Raw genomic sequence first — 17,776 nt, forward strand, 5'->3', positions numbered from 1 at the left:
CGAACCGCACACTGCCGCGTAGGGGCCCTGGCCGGCTGGGCAGGTGGTGAATCACTCCCTGGTGCGTTGACTGCCGGTCATTCCACCCTTGCCCCTCATCGGCGCACAGTCAAACCCAGGGCCCGAGTTGGCGGGTCGCGGAAGCGGGATGATGGGGGAGTGACGACTACCAGTCCCCCCGAATCAGTCGCGTCTGCGCCCATATCCCCACGGTGGGGTATTCCCACCGTGGTCGCCGCGCTGTTGGGGTTCGTCGTACTGTCGTTCGGCGTGTCGGTCGCACTGGTTGCGCTGGGAGCCGATCCGGTTACTGCCGGAATCGTCGCGACTCCGGTCGGTTGGCTTGCCTTGGCCGGGTTGCCGATCGTGATGTCGCTGCGGCGTGGGAACGGGCCGCGTTCGGACCTTGCGTGGCGGTTCCGCCCGGTCGACCTCGGAATCGGCGCGTTGGGCGGTCTGGTGGTCCTCGTCGCCGCCGTGGTGTTCGTTCTCGTCTATGTGCAGCTCACCGGCGAAACTCCCACCTCGTCGCTGGGTGTCGCCGCAGGCGAAGCCCAGGCCGACTGGCAGGTCGTGGCTCTGGCCACGCTCGCGCTCGCCGCCCCGTTCGTCGAGGAGTTGCACTTTCGAGGGGCGTGGTGGTCGGCGCTCCGGCGGCGCGGGCTGGGTGGATGGCCAACCCTCCTGCTGACCGCGGGGCTGTTCGCCGTCATCCACCTCGAGCCGACGAGGGTCGCGCTGTTGTTCGCCGCCGGGTTGGCCGCCGGGTACGTCCGGCTCGTCACCGACCGGCTCGGTCCCGCCATCGTCGCGCATCTGCTCATCAACGGCATCGCCGTGATCGGGCTGCTGAGTCTGCTCTGACAGCGGGCCAAACCCCGTGCGGTGCCTGCTCTGCCACGGGGGCTGGCGACAGGTAAGAATGGCGGCGTGACCCTGTACGTCGACGAAGCGATCGTGCTGCGTACCCAGAAGCTCGGCGAGGCCGACCGGATCATCACCATGCTGACCCGGCACCACGGTCGGGTACGCGCGGTCGCGAAGGGCGTCAGGCGGACCACCTCACGCTTCGGCGCCCGCCTCGAGCCGTGTTCCTACGTCGAGGTCCAGCTGGCGGTGGGGCGCTCGCTCGACGTGGTGACGCAGGCGGAGACCCGCCGTCCCTACGCCGAGGCGATGTACGCCGACTACGGCCGCTACACGACGGCCGCGGCGATGCTCGAGACGGCCGAACGGTTCACCGCCGAGGAGCGGGAACCCGCCACCCAGCAGTTCCTGCTGCTCGTGGCGGCGCTCCGGGCGCTCGCCGAGGTGGCGCATGATCCGGGACTGATCCTCGACTCCTACCTGCTGCGATCTCTGGCGGTCGCGGGCTACGCAGCGTCGTTCGATGCCTGCGCACGGTGTGGGATCGGGGGACCGCACCGCGCGTTCTCCCCGGCGGCGGGCGGCATGGTGTGCGCCGACTGTCGGCCCGCGGGGGTCGCGCTGCCGGCCGCGGAGACGGTGCGGCTCCTCGCGGCTCTGCTGACCGGTGAGTGGGAGGTGGCCGACGCCAGCGACGCCCGTCACCGCCGCGAGGCGACCGGCATGGTGTCGGCGTACCTCCAGTGGCATCTGGAACGCGCCCTCCGATCCCTCCCGCACGTCGAGCGATTGGAGCCGCCCGGGACCATGAGCACGGAGCCGCGCGGGACCATGAGCACGGAGCGGGGCGGGACCATGGATACGGCGCCGCGCGGGACCATGAGCACGGAGTGGGGCGGCGAGCGAGTGGGTGGAGTGGTCGGTGAGGAACGAGGTCGCGAGGGAGGGGCGTGCCGGGTGCCGGGGCGGGGTAGTGACGCGAGCATGGACACAGGCGTGGGCGCAGGATGAGCCCAGGAATGCGGCGTCGCCGCCGTCCGCCGGTCCGGCCACGCCCGCCGGTCGTCCCACCCGACCGGCACCCGTCCGGCGCCCGGCCGCCGGAGATCCCGGTCGATCTCCTGCCGCGGCACGTGGCGCTGGTGATGGACGGCAACGGCCGTTGGGCGAAAGCGCGTGGCCTGCCGCGTACCCGTGGGCACGAACGCGGCGAAGGCGCCCTCCTCGACGTGATCAAGGGTGCGATCGAGATCGGCGTGAAGACGCTCTCGGCCTACGCGTTCTCCACCGAGAACTGGAGTCGTTCCGCTGACGAGGTGCGGTTCCTGATGGGTTTCAACCGGGACGTGATCCACCGTAGGCGCGACGAACTCGACGCCATGGGCGTACGCATGCGCTGGGCGGGCCGGCGGCCGCGGTTGTGGAAGAGCGTCATCGCCGAGCTCGAGGAGGCCGCGGAGCGTACGCAGGACAATGACGTGATCACGTTGCAGTTCTGCGTCAACTATGGCGGCCGGGCGGAGATCGCCGATGCCGCGCGGGCGCTCGCCATGGATGTCGCGGCGGGAAAGGTTCGCGCCGACCGGGTGGACGAGCGGATGCTGGCGCGCTATCTCTACGAACCGGATCTCCCCGATGTCGACCTGTTCGTGCGTTCCTCGGGGGAGCAGCGGACCTCGAACTTCCTGCTCTGGCAGTCGGCGTACGCGGAGATGGTCTTCCTCGACACGTTGTTCCCGGACTTCGACCGGCGGGATCTGTGGCGGGCTATCGAGATCTATGCCCAACGGGACCGGCGTTTCGGTGGGGCCGAGCCCAACGTCGTCGACGGGAGCTCCTGACGTCGGACCGGCCCCCTCGGTGATCATGCTCCGGGCCGCCGCCGATGTGGTTGAGGGGCCCTCGTCCAGGGCCGGCACACTGTCGTCACGGGCCGGTCGTCGCTACGGGCTGGTCGCTGTCACCGGGCCGCGCAGGAGCCGCAGGTGCCGAAGACCTCGACCGTGTGGGTGACGTCGACGAATCCGGCCTCGCCAGCCACGCGGTCGGCCCACCGCTCGACTGCCGGGCCCTGGACCTCCACGGTGCGCCCGCAGGACCGGCACACCAGATGGTGGTGGTGTCGGGAGGTCGCGCAGCGGCGGTAGACGGTCTCGCCGTCGGCGGTACGGATGGCGTCGACCTCGCCGGCGTCCGCGAGTGAGGCGAGGGTGCGGTAGACGGTCGTCAGTCCGACCGTCTCACCGCGCGATCGCAGCAGGGCATGGATGTCCTGCGCGCTGCGGAAGTCGTCGATTCCGTCGAGGACCTCGGCGACGGCAGCGCGCTGGCGGGTCGCCCGCAGCTTCGGCCCGGTGGTCACCTGGATACCTCCTCGATCGCCGGTCGCGGGTCCATTCTCGCCGACGGTCTCACGCCAGCGACGAGGCGTCCCGGAGAGCACTAATGCTCGTCGTAGTGCGCGCCGTGGACGGCATGGCGGTGCCCATCGTGGACGTAGTCGATGTGATCGTCATGGTCGATCGCAGGATGCCCGCAGCCGGGGCCGTGCTGGTGGAGGTGATCCTCTGCCTCTCGATGGGGCCGCCGGAGCAGGGAGCGCAGCCCAGACGCCAACGCCATGACGACGAACACCGCGATCGCCGCCAGCACGATCGTGCCGCCCGAGGGCGTGTCGGCGTAGTACGACGCACCGACGCCACCGACGCTCACGACCACGCCGATCACCATGGCAGTCGCGACGGTTCCGGCGAAGCTGCGGCCGAGGCGCTGGGCGGAGGCGACCGGCACGATCATGAGCGCACTGACGAGGAGGAGCCCGACGACCCGCATCGACACGACGACGGTCACGGCGACCATCACGGCGAGCACGACGTTGAGCCCGAGCACGGGCAGGCCACCGGTCCGGGCGTACTCCTCGTCCGCCCCGACCGCGAAGAACAGCCGGGCACCACCGATCGTCGTGACGAGCACGCCGATCGCGAGCGCGGCGAACACGACGAGGTCGGCCGGCGAGGTGGTCGTGATGGACCCGAACAGGAACGCGTTGAGGTTGGCCGGCGTGCTCCCGGGTGACTTGGCCATCAACACGACGCCGCCGGCGATGCCGCCGTAGAAGAGGACGGCCAGGGCGACGTCGCTGCTGGTGCGCCCCTTGGTCCGCATGAACTCGATCGCGAGCGCGCCGGCGATGGTCGCGGCGAGCGCGGTCCAGATCGGTGCGGTGTTGGTGAGGAGACCGACGCCCACGCCGGTGAGGGCGACGTGGCCCATGCCGTCGCCGATCAGTGCGAGCCGCCGCTGGACGAGGTAGACGCCGACCGCCGGTGCGGTGAGGCCGATCAACAGTGCGGCGAGCAGCGCCCGCTGCATGAAGTCGAACTGCAGGATCTCCATGGTCACCGGACGCTTCCGAGGCTGAGGACAGCCTCCGTCGGTGGCCCGTCGTAGCGGACCCGGCCATGGTCGACGACGACCGTACGCCTGACCAGGGCCGCGACCGGCGCCATCTCGTGGGTGGCGAGGAGCAACGTGACCCCGCCGGCGACCAGCGTGGACAGGGTGGCGGCGAGGATCTCCTGGTTGGGTGCGTCGACACCGGCGAACGGTTCGTCCATGACCAACAGGTCGGGCTGGCTCGCCAGGGCGCGGGCGATCAGGGCGCGGCGCTGCTGGCCGCCGGAGAGGGTGGACATCCGCTCGTGTGTCTTCTCGACCAGCCCGACGGTCGCGATCGCGTCGGCCACGATGCCGCGGTCACTTCCGGTCAGCCAGGGCCGCCACCGGTGGCTGACCAGGCGGCCGGTGCTCACGACCTCGCCGACGGTCGCGGGGACACCGCCGCCCACGGTCTGCCGTTGCGGGACGTAGCCGATCCGAGCTCGCTCGCCGAACCGCTCACCTGGAGTGCCGAAGAGCTCGAGCGAGCCGGCGGCGAGGGGGACGAGCCCCAGGATGGTGCGCAGCAGGGTCGACTTGCCGGAACCGTTCGGGCCGAGCAGCGCGACCACCTCGCCCGGGTGGACCTCGACGTCGATCCCACTGAGGACCGGCACGCCTGCGTAGCTCACCGCGCCGCCGAGGATCCGGACGACGGGACCTCCGCGCGCGGCGGTGCCCGCGGGCGGTGTGACCCGCGGCGCGGTGGTCGCGGACGACGGGTGGTCGTCGGGGGGCACTAGCAGTCCTGGCCCTTCTCCAGCGTGGCGAGATTGGCTCGCATGACGCTCAGGTAGTCGGTGCCGGCCGATTCGTCGGTGAGCCCTTCCAGCGGATCGAGGACGGCAACGTCGGCCCCGGTCTCCGTCGCCAGCGTGTCCGCGATCGACGGGTCGACCAGTGTCTCGTAGTAGATCGTACGGACGTCGTGGCGGCGGACGAACGTCGCGACGGCACTGAGCTCGGCGGGCGACGGCTCCTGCTCGGGTGAGAGCCCGGCGATGCCTTCCTGCTCGAGGTCGTAGCGGGCGGCGAGGTACCCGAACGCCGCGTGACTCGTCACCAGTTCACGGTTCGTGCACGTCGCGAGGCCGGTGGCGAACTCCTCGTCCAGGGCCTCCAGGTCCGCGCGGAGGGCGCCGGCGTTGCGCTCGTACGCCTGAGCGTGGTCGGGGTCGAGGGCGGCCAGGCGTTCGGCGATCCCGTCGCCCACCCCGGCGAGGCGTACCGGGTCGAGCCAGAAGTGGGGGTCGGGCGCTCCTCGGGCCTCGTTGTCCGCGTGGTCTTCTTCCCCGTCCTCGTGAGCGTCCTCATGTACGTCCGAGGCGGCCGGTCGGGTCAGCCTGGCCAGGGTGGTGACGTCGAGGCTGTGGTCGCCCGCCACCTGCGCGATGCTGTCGTCGACCGCGGGTTGGAACCCGTTCAGGTAGATGACGAGCCCGCCCTCCTCGAGCGTCGCGACGTCTCGGGGCGTGAGCTCCAGGTCGTGCGGCTCCGCGCCGGGTTTGGTGAGGTTCGTGACGTCGGCGTGGGATCCGGCGATCCGTTCCGCTGCGTACTGCAACGGGTAGAAGGCCGCGATCACCGCCAGTTTGTCGCCGGCTCCGGGGGCCCCTTCGGTATCGGTTCCGCAGCCGGTGACTCCCCCCAGGACGACGAGGAGGACGCCCGCGCAGGCTCCGACCAGCACTCCGCGGCCCCGGGACCGCCTCCACCCTAAGAACATGAGAATCATTGTCAATTAGGGCGAACGGTATGTCAACCGCGCCCGCGCCCGCGGCACTCAGGGCAGGAGGCTCAGGACCAGCGCCACGACAGCGAGTCCGAGGGCGACGACCCTGAACACCCGGCGAAGGCGATCGCCGTGATGCCAGGCGAGATAGGCCACCCAGCCCATCACCAGGACGAGGGCGGCCAGGCACACCGAGCTGTAGGGCCGAGGAGCCGTCAGGCCGCCGAGAAGCAGCGCGACCGGGATGAGCGCGACGAGCCACCGCGGCAGGGTGTGCAGGCGGACGAGGAGGGGATAGCTCACCTTCTCGACGCGCGCCCGGAACCCGCTCGATGCCGGAGCGGCCGAGGTGGTGCGCGACTGACGTGGCGAGTGGGGCCCGCTGGACACGGTTCTCCTGACATCAGGTCGGGTCGGGCGCCTGGGCCGGCGCCTCTCACCCCGATCTTCCCCCACAGGCTGTCCGAACCCTGCGTCAGGTGCTGCAACGTCCCGGTAACCTGTGCAGTTCCGCGTACCCCGCCGACACCCAGCCGGATGGAGCGACCACGTGCCAGCCGACCGCATCGACACCCTCGTCAGTCTCTGCAAGCGTCGCGGTTTCGTTTTTCCCTGCGGGGAGATCTACGGCGGTACCCGGTCGGCGTGGGACTACGGCCCACTCGGCGTCGAGCTCAAGGACAACATCCGGACGCAGTGGTGGCGGTGCATGGTCCGCTCCCGCGACGACGTGGTCGGGCTCGACTCGTCGGTGATCCTGCCGCGGGCGGTGTGGGAGGCGTCCGGGCACGTCGAGGCGTTCGTCGATCCCCTGACCGAGTGTCAGAGCTGCCACCGCAGGTTCCGGGCCGACCACCTCGAGGAGGCCCATGCGGCCAAGCACGGGACGCCGCCCGCCGGCGACCTGGCCGACGTCGCCTGCCCGGTGTGCGGCACGACCGGTGCTTTCACCGAGCCGCGGATGTTCAACGGCCTGCTCAGGACCCATCTCGGTGCGGTCGACCCGGGTGACGAGCGGTCCCACGGCGGGGGATCCGGCGCCGGCACCGGTCTGCACTTCCTCCGGCCGGAGACCGCGCAGGGGATCTTCGTCAACTTCGCGACCGTCATGGCCTCGGCGCGTCGCAAGCCGCCGTTCGGGATCGCCCAGACGGGTAAGAGCTTCCGCAACGAGATCACGCCGAGCAACTTCATCTTCCGTACGCGGGAGTTCGAACAGATGGAGATGGAGTACTTCGTCGAACCGGGAACCGATGAGGAGTGGCACGACTACTGGCTCAAGACCCGGTGGGACTGGTACGTCGGCCTCGGCATCGATCCCGACAACCTGAGGTTCTACGAGCATCCCAAGGAGAAGCTCTCGCACTATTCCAAGCGGACGGTCGACATCGAGTACCGCTTCCGCTTCGGTGGCGAGGAGTTCGCGGAGCTCGAGGGGATCGCCAACCGCACCGACTTCGATCTGACGACGCACGCGAAGCACTCCGGCGCCGACCTGTCCTACTTCGACCAGGACAAGGGCGAGCGTTGGACGCCGTACGTCATAGAACCGGCAGCCGGGCTGACCCGCGCATTCCTGGCGTTCCTGCTCGACGCCTACACCGAGGACGAGGCGCCGAACGCCAAAGGCAAGCTGGAGAAGCGGACCGTCCTACGCCTCGACCGCCGGCTGGCTCCGGTGAAGGCGGCGGTCCTGCCGTTGTCCCGCAATGCGGACCTGTCGCCACGGGCCAGGAAGCTGGCGGCACAGCTGCGTACGTGCTGGAATGTGGACTTCGACGATGCCGGTGCGATCGGACGCCGGTACCGTCGGCAGGACGAGATCGGTACGCCGTACTGTGTGACAGTTGATTTCGAGACCTTGGAGGACCTCTGCGTGACGGTGCGTGAGCGCGACTCGATGGCGCAGGAGCGGGTGTCCCTGGACCGGGTCGAGGGATACCTCGCCGAGCGTCTCGCCGGCTGCTGAGTCCTCCTTTCCTCTGCTGTGGTGGCACGACTGCTGTGATGACACGACGAGCACATATCTGCCGGGTTGCGGGTGTGGGTCTGTTGGTGTGGGTCCTCGCGCTCGTGACGGGCTGCGCCCTCCAGGCATCTGGTCCTGCGCTCCGGCTCCCGCCCGACAAGTCCGAGAGCACGCCGCACAAGGGCGACACGTCGCCGCGTCGGGTCGCCCAACCCATGTCCAGCGCGCCGGCGAGTGTGAAGCCGAAGAAGCGCAAGTCGGCGGCCCCGACGGTCACCATGTCGCCGCTGCCCCAACCTGAGGAGACGTTCGCGACTCCGCGGATGCCGAAGGCACCGGCAAAGTCCGACACCGAACTCACCCGGATCGCGTACCAGCTCAAGACCGAGGTGTGGAAGTCCGCGGGCGTGGTCGATCCGAAGACCACCAAGGCCGACTGCACCGTGTCGGAGAACGACATCATCCAGGTGGGCACCTACAACTTCAGCTGTGACGTCTCGCTGTGGGGCTCCTCGACGCGGTTCGGCGTCCGCGCGAAGGTGAGCCGCTCGGAGGTCCAGGCGAGCTGGACGGCCAAGCGGCTGCCGGTCTCGGAGCAGAAGGCGATCTACGAAGCGACCCGGCAGTCGTTCAAGCCGGCTCGCGTGACCTGCGACATCATCGGCCTCGAGCTCGTCGAGGTCGGCAACCGGAACGCCTTCACCTGCTGGGTCACCGACGTCTACAACGAGGCGGTGACCTACCGCGGAGAGCTCCTGCCCACGGGGGCGCTCGCGTTGCGGCCCGAGTCCTGAGTCCCGAGTCCTGAGTCCCTGAGCTCCGGCATCCGGGGACGGGACACAATGTGGGCATGCGAGCAGCAACCCCGGCGCTGACTGTCGGCCCGCACCGTGTGGACCCGCCGGTCGTCCTCGCTCCCATGGCCGGCGTGACGAACGCGGCGTTCCGGACGCTGTGTCGGGAACAGGCTGAGGCGGCAGGGACCGCGGGGCCGTCGCGGAACGGGAAGGGCGCTGCGCCGGCGGCGGGGCTGTACGTCTGCGAGATGATCACCTCACGCGGGCTGGTCGAGGGCGACGAGTCGACCCGGCGGATGCTGGCGTTCGATCCGGGGGAGGCGGTCCGGTCGGTCCAGCTCTACGGCGTGGACCCGCGCTACGTCGGCGAGGCGACCCGGATCCTGTGCGGGGAGTACGACGTCAGCCACGTCGACCTCAACTTCGGCTGTCCTGTGCCCAAGGTGACCCGCAAGGGTGGCGGGGCCGTCCTGCCCTGGAAACGCGGCCTCCTCGACGCCATCCTCCGGGCTGCGGTCGGGGCGGCGCGGCCCTACGGCGTGCCCGTCACCATGAAGACCCGCAAGGGGATCGACGACGACCACCTGACCTACCTCGACGCGGGCCGGATCGCCGAGCAGGCCGGGTGCGCGGCGATCGCCCTGCACGGGCGTACGGCCGCGCAGCACTACAGCGGCGAGGCCGACTGGGACGCCATCGGTGCGCTGGTCGCCCACGTCGGCATCCCGGTGCTCGGCAACGGCGACATCTGGGAGGCCGCGGACGCGGTTCGCATGGTCGAGCACTCCGGCTGCGCGGGAGTGGTGGTCGGGCGCGGGTGTCTCGGCCGGCCGTGGCTCTTCCGCGACCTGGCGACGGTCTTCGCGGGCGAGCCCACGACGGTGCTGCCTGCCTTGGGTGAGGTGTCCCGCGTGATGCGGCGGCACGTCGGGTTGCTCGTCGAGGACATGGGCGAGGACCGGGCCTGCCGGGAGTTCCGCAAGCACGTCTCCTGGTATCTCAAGGGTTTCGCCGTACGCCAGCACCTCCGCAGCGCCCTCGCCCTGGTCTCCAGCCTGGCCGAGCTCGACGCGTTGCTGGCCGAGTTGGACGCCGATCAGCCGTTTCCGCAGGCGGCTCTGGGGCTGCCGCGCGGGCGGCAGGGGAGTCCGCGGCCGGTGACCCTGCCCGCGGGCTGGTTGTCGGACCGGGACGGCGTGGGCGCCGACCTCGCCGCCGCAGAGGTCGCCATCTCGGGCGGCTGAGTTCCGGCGGCTGACAGCCCGCCGCCGGCGCTTTTCTCCAACCTTCTGCCTTCGCATGTCAGATGTTGGCCGCGCCATGATCGGCTAAGGCCTCGCCGAGGCGTTGATCGGCGCCCATCCTGGAGGACCCGACCCGAACGCCGAAGCGCATCCGAACGAACACCGTGCGTTCGCGACGGGCTTTCCGAAGAAGCCGAAGCGACGCGGAGGTGGAAGCGTGTCCCCAACGAACGACCGATCCGACGGCCTTGGCAGGCGGACGTTTCTCGCCGGCAGTCTGGCCGCCGGGTCCCTTCTCGGGGCCGGAGTACCGGCACATGCCGCGGAGAAGGTACCGCCGATCTACGCCCGCATGTACCCCTTCACCCTGGGGGTTGCGTCGGGGGACCCCAGCCATGACGGGTTCGTGTTGTGGACCCGGCTTGCTCCCGAACCCCTTGCCGACGACGGACTGGGCGGCATGCCGGACGCCACGGTGCCGGTGCAGTGGCAGGTCGCGAAGGACGACCGGTTCAGCGACATCGTCGCGTCGGGCAGCGTCACGTCCCGCCCGGAAGATGCGCACAGCGTCCACATCGAGCTCGACAGCCTCGATCCGGGACGTGACTACTGGTACCGCTTCAAGGTGGCGTCGCACCTCTCGCCGGTCGGGCGGACCCGGACCGCACCCGAGCCGGGCGTACTCGCGCAACATCTGACGGTGTGCATGGCGTCCTGCCAGCACTACGAGTCGGGTTTCTACGCCGCCCATCGCGGCATCGCCGACGACATGCCCGACCTCGTGCTGCACCTCGGCGACTACCAGTACGAGTCGGCGGGTGTCGCCGGTCGCCCGCGTCTGCACGCCGGGCCGGAGACCACCACGCTCGCCAACTACCGGCAGCGTTATGCGCAGTACAAGACCGATCCCGACCTGCAGGCCGCGCACGCGGCGGCACCGTGGCTCGTCGTCCTGGACGACCACGAGATCGACAACAACTGGGCCGACGAGGTGCCGCAGGATCCGCACCTGCAGCCGCCGGAGGTGTTCCTGCCCCGGCGAGAGGCCGCGTTCAAGGCGTACTGGGAGAACATGCCGCTGCGCCGCAGGTCGATCCCGGTCGGCATCGACATGCAGCTCTACCGAACGGTCCAGTGGGGGCGGTTGGCGTCGTTCCACATGCTCGACACGCGGCAGTTCCGCGACGACCAGGGATGTGGGGACGGCTACAAGGACTGCCCGGCGTCGGTCGATCCGGCGCGGTCGATCACCGGCGCGGAGCAGGAGGCCTGGCTGATCGAGAGCTTCCACCGGACGCGGGCGCGTTGGGACGTGCTCGGTCAGCAGGTGTTCTTCGGCCAGCGTGACAACAACGCCGACAGCCTGGTCAAGGTGACGAGCCAGGACGCGTGGGACGGCTACGTCGCCTCGCGGCAGCGGATCACGCAAGGCTGGGTTGACGCGGGAGTGCGCAACCCCGTCGTGGTCACCGGCGACGTCCACGCCAACTGGGCGAGCGACCTGAAGCTCGACTACGACGACCCGACGTCGGCCACGGTCGGCTCGGAGTTCGTGACGACGTCCATCTCCTCCGGCGGTGACGGCTTCGACTCTGACCCGAACGAGCACCCGTTCCTGCAGATCAATCCGCACCTGCGGTTCTACAACAACCTGCGGGGTTACGTGCGGTTGACGGTCACCCCGGACCAGATGCAGGGCGACTACCAGGTCGTGCCGTACGTAAGCCAGCCGGGCGCTACGCCCTTCACCCGCGCGTCGTTCGTCGTCCAGGACGGAGAGCCGGGGCTGCACCAGGTCGCGGACAACCCGACGCCGGTGCGTGCGGCCTCCGCGCCCGACACTCCACAGGAGTGGATCGACTACACCGTCTACGAGGAGACCAGGCGCTACACCTGAGTGGGCCACCCCGCCGTCCCCGCGATGCACGGCACATTCACCGTGCATCGCGGGGAAGTGCCGTGCATCGTCCCCGTGCGTGGGCTGCCCGGTCGAGCTCGAGACGTCGGACGTCCGTAAGTGGACGCACCGCAGCCAACCGGTCATCTGGTCGTCGCCGGCGCCTCACGATCACGCCATGTGCTGGGGATCTTGCCCGCCGATGCTGAGCACTCCGAGCCAATCTCGCGGAGGTGCTCAGTGCCCGAACACGATGGGCCCCAGCATGACCACACGCCCCATGACGTGGGTCGCCGTATCCTGCTGATCGGTGGACTCGCCGCCGGAACTTCTCTCGCGTTGCCCCAGGTGGCGAACGCGGCGCGGCCGACCGCCGTCACCCTGGACCCGTTCACCCTGGGAGTCGCGTCGGGTGACCCGGGCCCGGACGGATTCGTCATCTGGACCCGGCTCGCCGTCAACCCCGTCGCCGAAGACGGGCTCGGCGGCATGCCGGACGCCGCGATCGACGTGCAGTGGCAGGTGGCGGCCGACGAGCGGTTCCGTCGGGTCGTCCGGTCGGGTTCGGTCAGCGCCCGTCCGTCGTCGGCGCACGCCGTGCATGTGGAGGTGACACGGCTGGAACCCGGCCGTGAGTACTGGTACCGCTTCCGGGTGGGTCGCTTCGTGTCCCGTGTCGGGCGGGCGTTGACCGCTCCGTCGCCGGACAGCCTGGTGTCGTCGCTCGCGATGGCGTTCGTGTCGTGCTCGCAGTACGAGCACGGGTACTTCACGGCGTACAAGAGACTTGCCGAGGATCGCCCCGACCTCGTACTGCACCTTGGGGACTACCAGTACGAATACCAGGCCGGCGTGTACGTCGCACCGGGCGGGAACCCGCGCGACCACGAGGGCCCGGAGACGGAGACGCTGGCCAACTACCGGCAGCGGCATGCGCAGTACAAGGCCGACCCGGACCTGCAGGACGCACACGCGGTCGCACCCTGGCTCGTCGTCTGGGACGACCACGAGCTGGACAACAACTGGGCCGACGAGGTGTACGAGAAGCCGGAGATCCCGCAGCCGAACTTCCTTGCCCGGCGGGCGGCGGCGTTCCAGGCGTACTACGAGAACATGCCGCTGCGCCGCTCGTCCGTGCCGCGCGGAATCGACCTGCAGCTCTACCGGCGGATCCGCTGGGGTCGGCTGGCGACGTTCCACCTGCTCGACACCCGGCAGTACCGCGACGACCAGGGCTGCGGCGACGGCTACAAGGACTGCCCCGCGGCGGTCGACCCGTCGCGGTCGATCACCGGCGCGGAGCAGGAGGCCTGGCTGATCGACGGGTTCCACCGGTCGCGCGCACGCTGGGACGTGCTCGGTCAGCAGGTCTTCTTCGCCCAACGCGACAACAACAACGGTCCGGCGAAGGTCACCAGCATGGACGCCTGGGACGGCTACGTCGCCTCGCGGCAGCGGATCACGCAAGGCTGGGTTGACGCCGGCGTCCGCAACCCGGTCGTGCTCACCGGCGACGTGCACGCGCACTGGGCGAGCGACCTCAAGCTGGACTACGACGACCCGACCTCGACCACGGTCGGCTCCGAGCTCGTGTGCAGCTCGATCACGTCCGGCGGCAACGGGGCGGACTCGATCCCGGGCGACCATCCGTTCCTGCAGATCAACCCGCACCTGCGGTTCTACAACAACCTGCGCGGCTACGTGCGGACGACGATCACGCCGGAGGAGATGCGCGCGGACTTCCGTTGCCTGCCGTACGTCCAGGAGCCGGGGGCGGAGGTCTTCACGCGGGCGTCGTTCGCGATCGAGGACGGCAAGCCTGGCCTGCACCAGGTGGCCGACCGGCCACCGAGCGCGGCCGTTCGGGCGCGGTCGGCCGACGCTGATCCCGCGCAGGTGATCGCCGACACCGTGGCGTGGGAGACCGAACGCCCGTGACGTGGGGGAGCGGGCCGATCGCTCCCGTTGGATGAGGGCGCCCTCACGCAAGGGGCGCCCTCATCCAACGGCGGTTGGTCGGGACGTCGGTTGGTCGGGACGGCGGTTGGCCCGACAACGGTCGGTCAGACGGCGGTAGTGTCGACACCGTGGGAAGGACCGCCCGTCGCACCGACACCGGACTCTTCGGGCCGGGGTCGGTCACCTGGCGGGTGCACACCGAGCCCATCCTCTGGGTCGCCGGACTCCGGGCTCTCTACCTGCAGTCGCTCTATCCGCGGGTGATGCGGGCGACCTACCAGAACTCCGCGCTCTTCGACCGCAAGCGCGCGTGGGCGCGGTTCCTGCGTACGGCCGAGTTCGTGACGGTCCGCACCTACGGCACGTCCGCCGAGGTCGAACGCGCGGCGGCCCGCGTCCGCGCCATCCACGCGGCCCTCACCGGCTACGACCCCGACACCGGTGAGACCTTCCGACTCGACGAACCCGGGGGCCTGCTCTGGGTCCACTGCGCGGAGATCGACTCCTACGTCGACATCGCGCGGCGATCCGGAGCACTCCGCACCGACGCCGACGCCGACACCTACGTGGCGGAGAGCCGCCGTGCCGCCGAGGTGATCGGAATACCGCGTGAGGACGCGCCGGCCTCCCGCGCTGCTCTTGCGGACTTCTTCGCCGAGATCCGCCCGAAGTTGTACGCATGCACCGAAGCCCGGCGCGGCCTGGTCCACAGCTTCCATCCGCCGCTGCCGTGGAAACTGGCGCCCCTGCGACTGGGCGTTCCGTCGCTCAACGTCCTCGCGTTCTCCTCGCTGCCGGGGTGGGCGCGGCGGCTCTACGGTGTACCCGCGCTGCCGGCGAGCGACCTCGCGACCACGGCCACCTTGCGGATGGTGCGCCAGGCGACCGGCATTCTGCCCCGACCGGAGATTCCCACCCAAGCCTGACCTTCTCCTTTCGGGCCGCCGGTTGTTTCCGCACTGGCTCGTCGAAAAGATCCGGCAGCGCATTCTCCTGGCATTACTGTCGTAGCTGCTGAGCCGTTGTGTGCACCCGCAGCCGCGGCGCAGAGGGGGTTGCGTGTCATGTACACCTATGACTTTTCCCACGGCAACAAGGACATGAAGGACCTTCTCGGCGGGAAAGGCGCGAACCTCGCCGAGATGACCAGGCTCGGCCTGCCCGTACCCCCAGGATTCACGATCACCACCGAAGCCTGCCGCGTCTACCTCGAAACCGGAAAAGAACCTCTCGAACTCCACGACGAGGTGACCGCACACCTTCATGCGGTGGAAAGAACGCTGGGCAGGACTCTCGGCGACCCGCGCGATCCCTTGCTGGTCTCCGTACGCTCGGGTGCGAAGTTCTCCATGCCCGGCATGATGGACACGGTTCTCAACATCGGCCTCACCGACGATTCCGTCCACGGCTTGGCCGCACGCGCTCATGACGAACGCTTCGCGTGGGACTCCTATCGCCGGCTCCTCCAGATGTACGGAAAGACGGTACTCGGTATTGACGGCGCCCGATTCGATGCCGCACTCGACAAGGCGAAATCGGAACGAAGGGCCGCCCACGACATCGACCTGGACACCGACGCCTTGAGAGATCTGGTGGCGGCGTACAAACGCATTGTCGAAGACGAGACCGGACATGAATTCCCGCAGAATCCACGTGACCAACTCGACGCCGCCGTCCGAGCGGTATTCGACAGCTGGAACGCGCCACGCGCGGTGACCTATCGCCGGCAGGAAAGCATTCCGGCCGACCTCGGCACGGCGGTCAACGTGGTTGCGATGGTGTTCGGCAACCTGGGCGGGGATTCGGGCACCGGTGTGGCGTTCACCCGTGACCCGGCATCGGGCGCGCGCGGCATCTACGGCGACTATCTGCCCAACGCGCAGGGTGAGGACGTCGTGGCCGGTATCCGGAACACCCTGCCGCTGACGGAGCTGGCCCACATCGATCGCCGCTGCTACGACGAACTGCTGGCCATCATGTCGACGCTCGAAGGTCATTACCGTGACCTGTGCGACATCGAGTTCACCATCGAACGGAGCAAGCTCTGGATGCTCCAGACCCGGGTGGGCAAGCGGACCGCGGGCGCGGCGTTCCGGATCGCCACCCAGCTCGTCGACGAGGGACTGATCGACGACGACGAGGCGTTGCGCAGGGTCGATGGCGAGCAGCTGGCCCAGCTGATGTTCCCGCGCTTCGACGGCGGCGCCGAACGGCACCGGATCGCCCGCGGGATGAACGCCTCGCCAGGTGCGGCCGTCGGCCGGGTGGTGTTCTCCACGGCGACGGCGGTGGAGAGGGCGCGCGCCGGCGAGGACGTCATCCTCGTCCGCCGCGAGACGACACCGGACGACCTCGACGGCATGATCGCGGCGCGCGGCATCCTCACCAGCAGAGGCGGCAAGACCTCGCACGCTGCGGTCGTCGCACGCGGCATGGGCAAGACGTGCGTGTGCGGTGCGGACCAGCTCGAGGTCGACACGTCGGGGCGGTTCTTCACCGCACGCGGCGGCGTCGAGGTGCGCGAGGGCGACGTGATCTCGCTCGACGGAACGACCGGAGAAGTCTTCCTGGGCGAGGTGCCTGTCGTCGACTCGCCGGTGATGCGGTACTTCGAGAGCGAGCTGGACCCCGCCGGCGGCGAAGCCGACGACCTGGTTCGAGCCGTCCACCGGATCATGACCATCGCGGACGCCCGGCGCCGCCTGGACGTGCGGGCGAACGCCGACCTGCCACCCGACGCGATCCGCGCCCGCTCGATGGGTGCGGGCGGGATCGGCCTGTGTCGTACGGAGCACATGTTCCTCGGCGAGCGACGCGGGTATGTCGAGCGGCTCATCCTGGCCGAGACCGACCAGGAACGGGAGGAGGCGCTGGCGGCGTTGCTGCCGCTGCAGCGGGAGGACTTCGCGGGCGTACTGGAGGCCATGGACGGACTGCCGGTGACCGTACGCCTGCTCGACCCGCCCCTGCACGAGTTCCTGCCCGACCTGACGGAGCTCTCGGTCCGGGTGGCGATGGCGGAGTCGCGCGGCGGAGAGCCGGGTGGGTCCGGTGGCCCGGCCAGCTCCGACCGCCGGATGCTCACCGCGGTCCGCAGGTTGCACGAACAGAACCCCATGCTGGGCCTGCGTGGCGTCCGCCTCGGCCTGGTCGTCCCCGGGTTGTACGCGATGCAGGTGCGGGCTTTGACGGAGGCGGCCGCCGCCCGTGCCCAGGCCGGCGGCGATCCCAGGGTCGAGATCATGATCCCGCTGGTCGGCGCCGTGCAGGAGCTGGAGCTGATGCGCGAGGAAGCTCTCCGCGCGATCCACGAGGTCCTGGAACGCTGGGGCCTCACCCTGCCGATCCCGATCGGGACGATGATCGAGCTCCCGCGTGCGGCGTTGACGGCGGGTCGGATCGCCTCGGCTGCGGAGTTCTTCTCCTTCGGTACGAACGACCTCACGCAGACCGTGTGGGGCCTGTCCCGTGACGACGTGGAGAGCGAGTTCTTCCCGGCGTACCTCGACCGGGGGATCTTCGGCGTGTCGCCGTTCGAGTCGCTCGACGTCGAGGGGGTCGGTCGGTTGGTGCGCCTGGCCAGCGCGGAGGGCCGGGCGACACGGGCCGACCTCGAGATCGGCGTGTGCGGTGAGCACGGCGGTGACCCTGTGTCGGTCCACTTCTTCCACCAGGTCGGCCTGGACTACGTCTCCTGCTCGCCGTTCCGGGTGCCTGTCGCCCGGCTGGAGGCGGGGCGGGCGGCTGTCCTCGCAGAGACTGACGCCTCGACCGGAACGGCTTGAGGCACGGTGAGCTCACGGGCGACCGGCTGACTAATTCCTCAGGTGACTCGCGAGTCAGGCGACTTCCCTTCGAGCTCGTCATCTAAGG

14 protein-coding genes and 1 pseudogene are annotated in these 17,776 nt (G+C 69.7%); 10 read left to right on the forward strand and 5 right to left on the reverse strand.

All coding sequences use genetic code 11. The features are described from left to right. The first annotated feature begins 228 nt into the window (after positions 1–228). From ABNF93_RS10135 to ABNF93_RS10145, 3 genes and pseudogenes are all read left to right on the forward strand, one after another. On the forward strand, positions 229–864 hold the full coding sequence (locus tag ABNF93_RS10135) for a CPBP family intramembrane glutamic endopeptidase (RefSeq protein WP_349327664.1): 636 nt from the start codon (positions 229–231) through the stop codon (positions 862–864). Between the two features lie 66 nt (positions 865–930). Beyond that, positions 931–1,656: pseudogene (recO, locus tag ABNF93_RS10140) on the forward strand (DNA repair protein RecO); the annotation flags it as partial. 230 nt (positions 1,657–1,886) lie between these two features. Next, on the forward strand, positions 1,887–2,708 hold the full coding sequence (locus tag ABNF93_RS10145) for an isoprenyl transferase (protein ID WP_349327666.1): 822 nt from the start codon (positions 1,887–1,889) through the stop codon (positions 2,706–2,708). A 119-nt stretch (positions 2,709–2,827) separates the two neighbouring features. Here ABNF93_RS10145 and ABNF93_RS10150 read toward each other — a convergent pair whose 3' ends face one another. The 5 genes from ABNF93_RS10150 to ABNF93_RS10170 all read right to left on the reverse strand — a co-directional run bounded on the left by ABNF93_RS10150 (position 2,828) and on the right by ABNF93_RS10170 (position 6,604). Then, on the reverse strand, positions 2,828–3,229 hold the full coding sequence (locus ABNF93_RS10150; RefSeq protein ID WP_349327667.1) for a Fur family transcriptional regulator: 402 nt from the start codon (positions 3,227–3,229) through the stop codon (positions 2,828–2,830). A gap of 80 nt (positions 3,230–3,309) precedes the next feature. After that, positions 3,310–4,263, reverse strand: a complete 954-nt coding sequence (locus ABNF93_RS10155; RefSeq protein ID WP_349327760.1) for a metal ABC transporter permease — start codon at positions 4,261–4,263, stop codon at positions 3,310–3,312. Positions 4,264–4,265: 2 nt separating this feature from the next. Continuing rightward, positions 4,266–5,045 (reverse strand): metal ABC transporter ATP-binding protein, encoded by a 780-nt coding sequence (locus tag ABNF93_RS10160; RefSeq protein ID WP_349327668.1) that lies wholly within the window; start codon positions 5,043–5,045, stop codon positions 4,266–4,268. After that, positions 5,045–6,031, reverse strand: a complete 987-nt coding sequence (locus ABNF93_RS10165; RefSeq protein WP_349327669.1) for a metal ABC transporter substrate-binding protein — start codon at positions 6,029–6,031, stop codon at positions 5,045–5,047. The genes ABNF93_RS10160 and ABNF93_RS10165 overlap by 1 nt, the downstream gene beginning before the upstream one ends. Positions 6,032–6,088: 57 nt before the next feature. Continuing rightward, complete coding sequence (locus ABNF93_RS10170; protein ID WP_349327670.1) at positions 6,089–6,604, reverse strand: DUF6703 family protein; 516 nt, start codon at positions 6,602–6,604, stop codon at positions 6,089–6,091. Here ABNF93_RS10170 and ABNF93_RS10175 point away from each other — a divergent pair. The 7 genes from ABNF93_RS10175 to ppdK all read left to right on the forward strand — a co-directional run bounded on the left by ABNF93_RS10175 (position 6,588) and on the right by ppdK (position 17,688). After that, the gene (locus ABNF93_RS10175) at positions 6,588–8,006 is read left to right on the forward strand and encodes a glycine--tRNA ligase (protein WP_349327671.1); all 1,419 of its coding nucleotides are present in this window, start codon (positions 6,588–6,590) and stop codon (positions 8,004–8,006) included. The genes ABNF93_RS10170 and ABNF93_RS10175 overlap by 17 nt on opposite strands. Before the next feature lie 38 nt (positions 8,007–8,044). Beyond that, complete coding sequence (locus tag ABNF93_RS10180) at positions 8,045–8,800, forward strand: hypothetical protein (RefSeq protein ID WP_349327672.1); 756 nt, start codon at positions 8,045–8,047, stop codon at positions 8,798–8,800. A gap of 56 nt (positions 8,801–8,856) precedes the next feature. Further along, positions 8,857–10,047, forward strand: coding sequence for a tRNA dihydrouridine synthase DusB (gene dusB, locus ABNF93_RS10185; RefSeq protein ID WP_349327673.1), 1,191 nt, complete (start codon positions 8,857–8,859; stop codon positions 10,045–10,047). A 217-nt stretch (positions 10,048–10,264) separates the two neighbouring features. Then, a complete protein-coding gene (locus ABNF93_RS10190) occupies positions 10,265–11,944 on the forward strand; it encodes an alkaline phosphatase D family protein (RefSeq protein WP_349327674.1) in 1,680 nt (559 codons plus the stop codon). A 285-nt stretch (positions 11,945–12,229) separates the two neighbouring features. Further along, a complete protein-coding gene (locus ABNF93_RS10195; RefSeq protein WP_349327675.1) occupies positions 12,230–13,882 on the forward strand; it encodes an alkaline phosphatase D family protein in 1,653 nt (550 codons plus the stop codon). 149 nt (positions 13,883–14,031) lie between these two features. Further along, complete coding sequence (locus tag ABNF93_RS10200; protein WP_349327676.1) at positions 14,032–14,829, forward strand: oxygenase MpaB family protein; 798 nt, start codon at positions 14,032–14,034, stop codon at positions 14,827–14,829. A gap of 138 nt (positions 14,830–14,967) precedes the next feature. After that, positions 14,968–17,688: a pyruvate, phosphate dikinase gene (gene ppdK / locus ABNF93_RS10205; RefSeq protein WP_502877568.1), complete on the forward strand. Its 2,721-nt coding sequence runs from the start codon at positions 14,968–14,970 to the stop codon at positions 17,686–17,688. The last annotated feature ends 88 nt before the right edge of the window (positions 17,689–17,776 follow it).

Origin of the sequence: Actinopolymorpha sp. B9G3 (assembly GCF_040120725.1) — a bacterium.
In the GTDB taxonomy this organism is placed as follows: domain Bacteria; phylum Actinomycetota; class Actinomycetes; order Propionibacteriales; family Actinopolymorphaceae; genus Thermasporomyces.

Coding starts and splice junctions, on each gene's coding strand:
- ABNF93_RS10145 (WP_349327666.1), top strand. CDS start 1,887: ATGCGGCGTCGCCGCCGTCCGCCGGTCCGGCCACGCCCGCCGGTCGTC.
- ABNF93_RS10155 (WP_349327760.1), bottom strand. CDS start 4,263: ATGGAGATCCTGCAGTTCGACTTCATGCAGCGGGCGCTGCTCGCCGCA.
- ABNF93_RS10165 (WP_349327669.1), bottom strand. CDS start 6,031: ATGTTCTTAGGGTGGAGGCGGTCCCGGGGCCGCGGAGTGCTGGTCGGA.
- ABNF93_RS10170 (WP_349327670.1), bottom strand. CDS start 6,604: ATGCGGTCGGCTGGCACGTGGTCGCTCCATCCGGCTGGGTGTCGGCGG.
- ABNF93_RS10180 (WP_349327672.1), top strand. CDS start 8,045: ATGACACGACGAGCACATATCTGCCGGGTTGCGGGTGTGGGTCTGTTG.
- dusB (WP_349327673.1), top strand. CDS start 8,857: ATGCGAGCAGCAACCCCGGCGCTGACTGTCGGCCCGCACCGTGTGGAC.
- ppdK (WP_502877568.1), top strand. CDS start 14,968: ATGTACACCTATGACTTTTCCCACGGCAACAAGGACATGAAGGACCTT.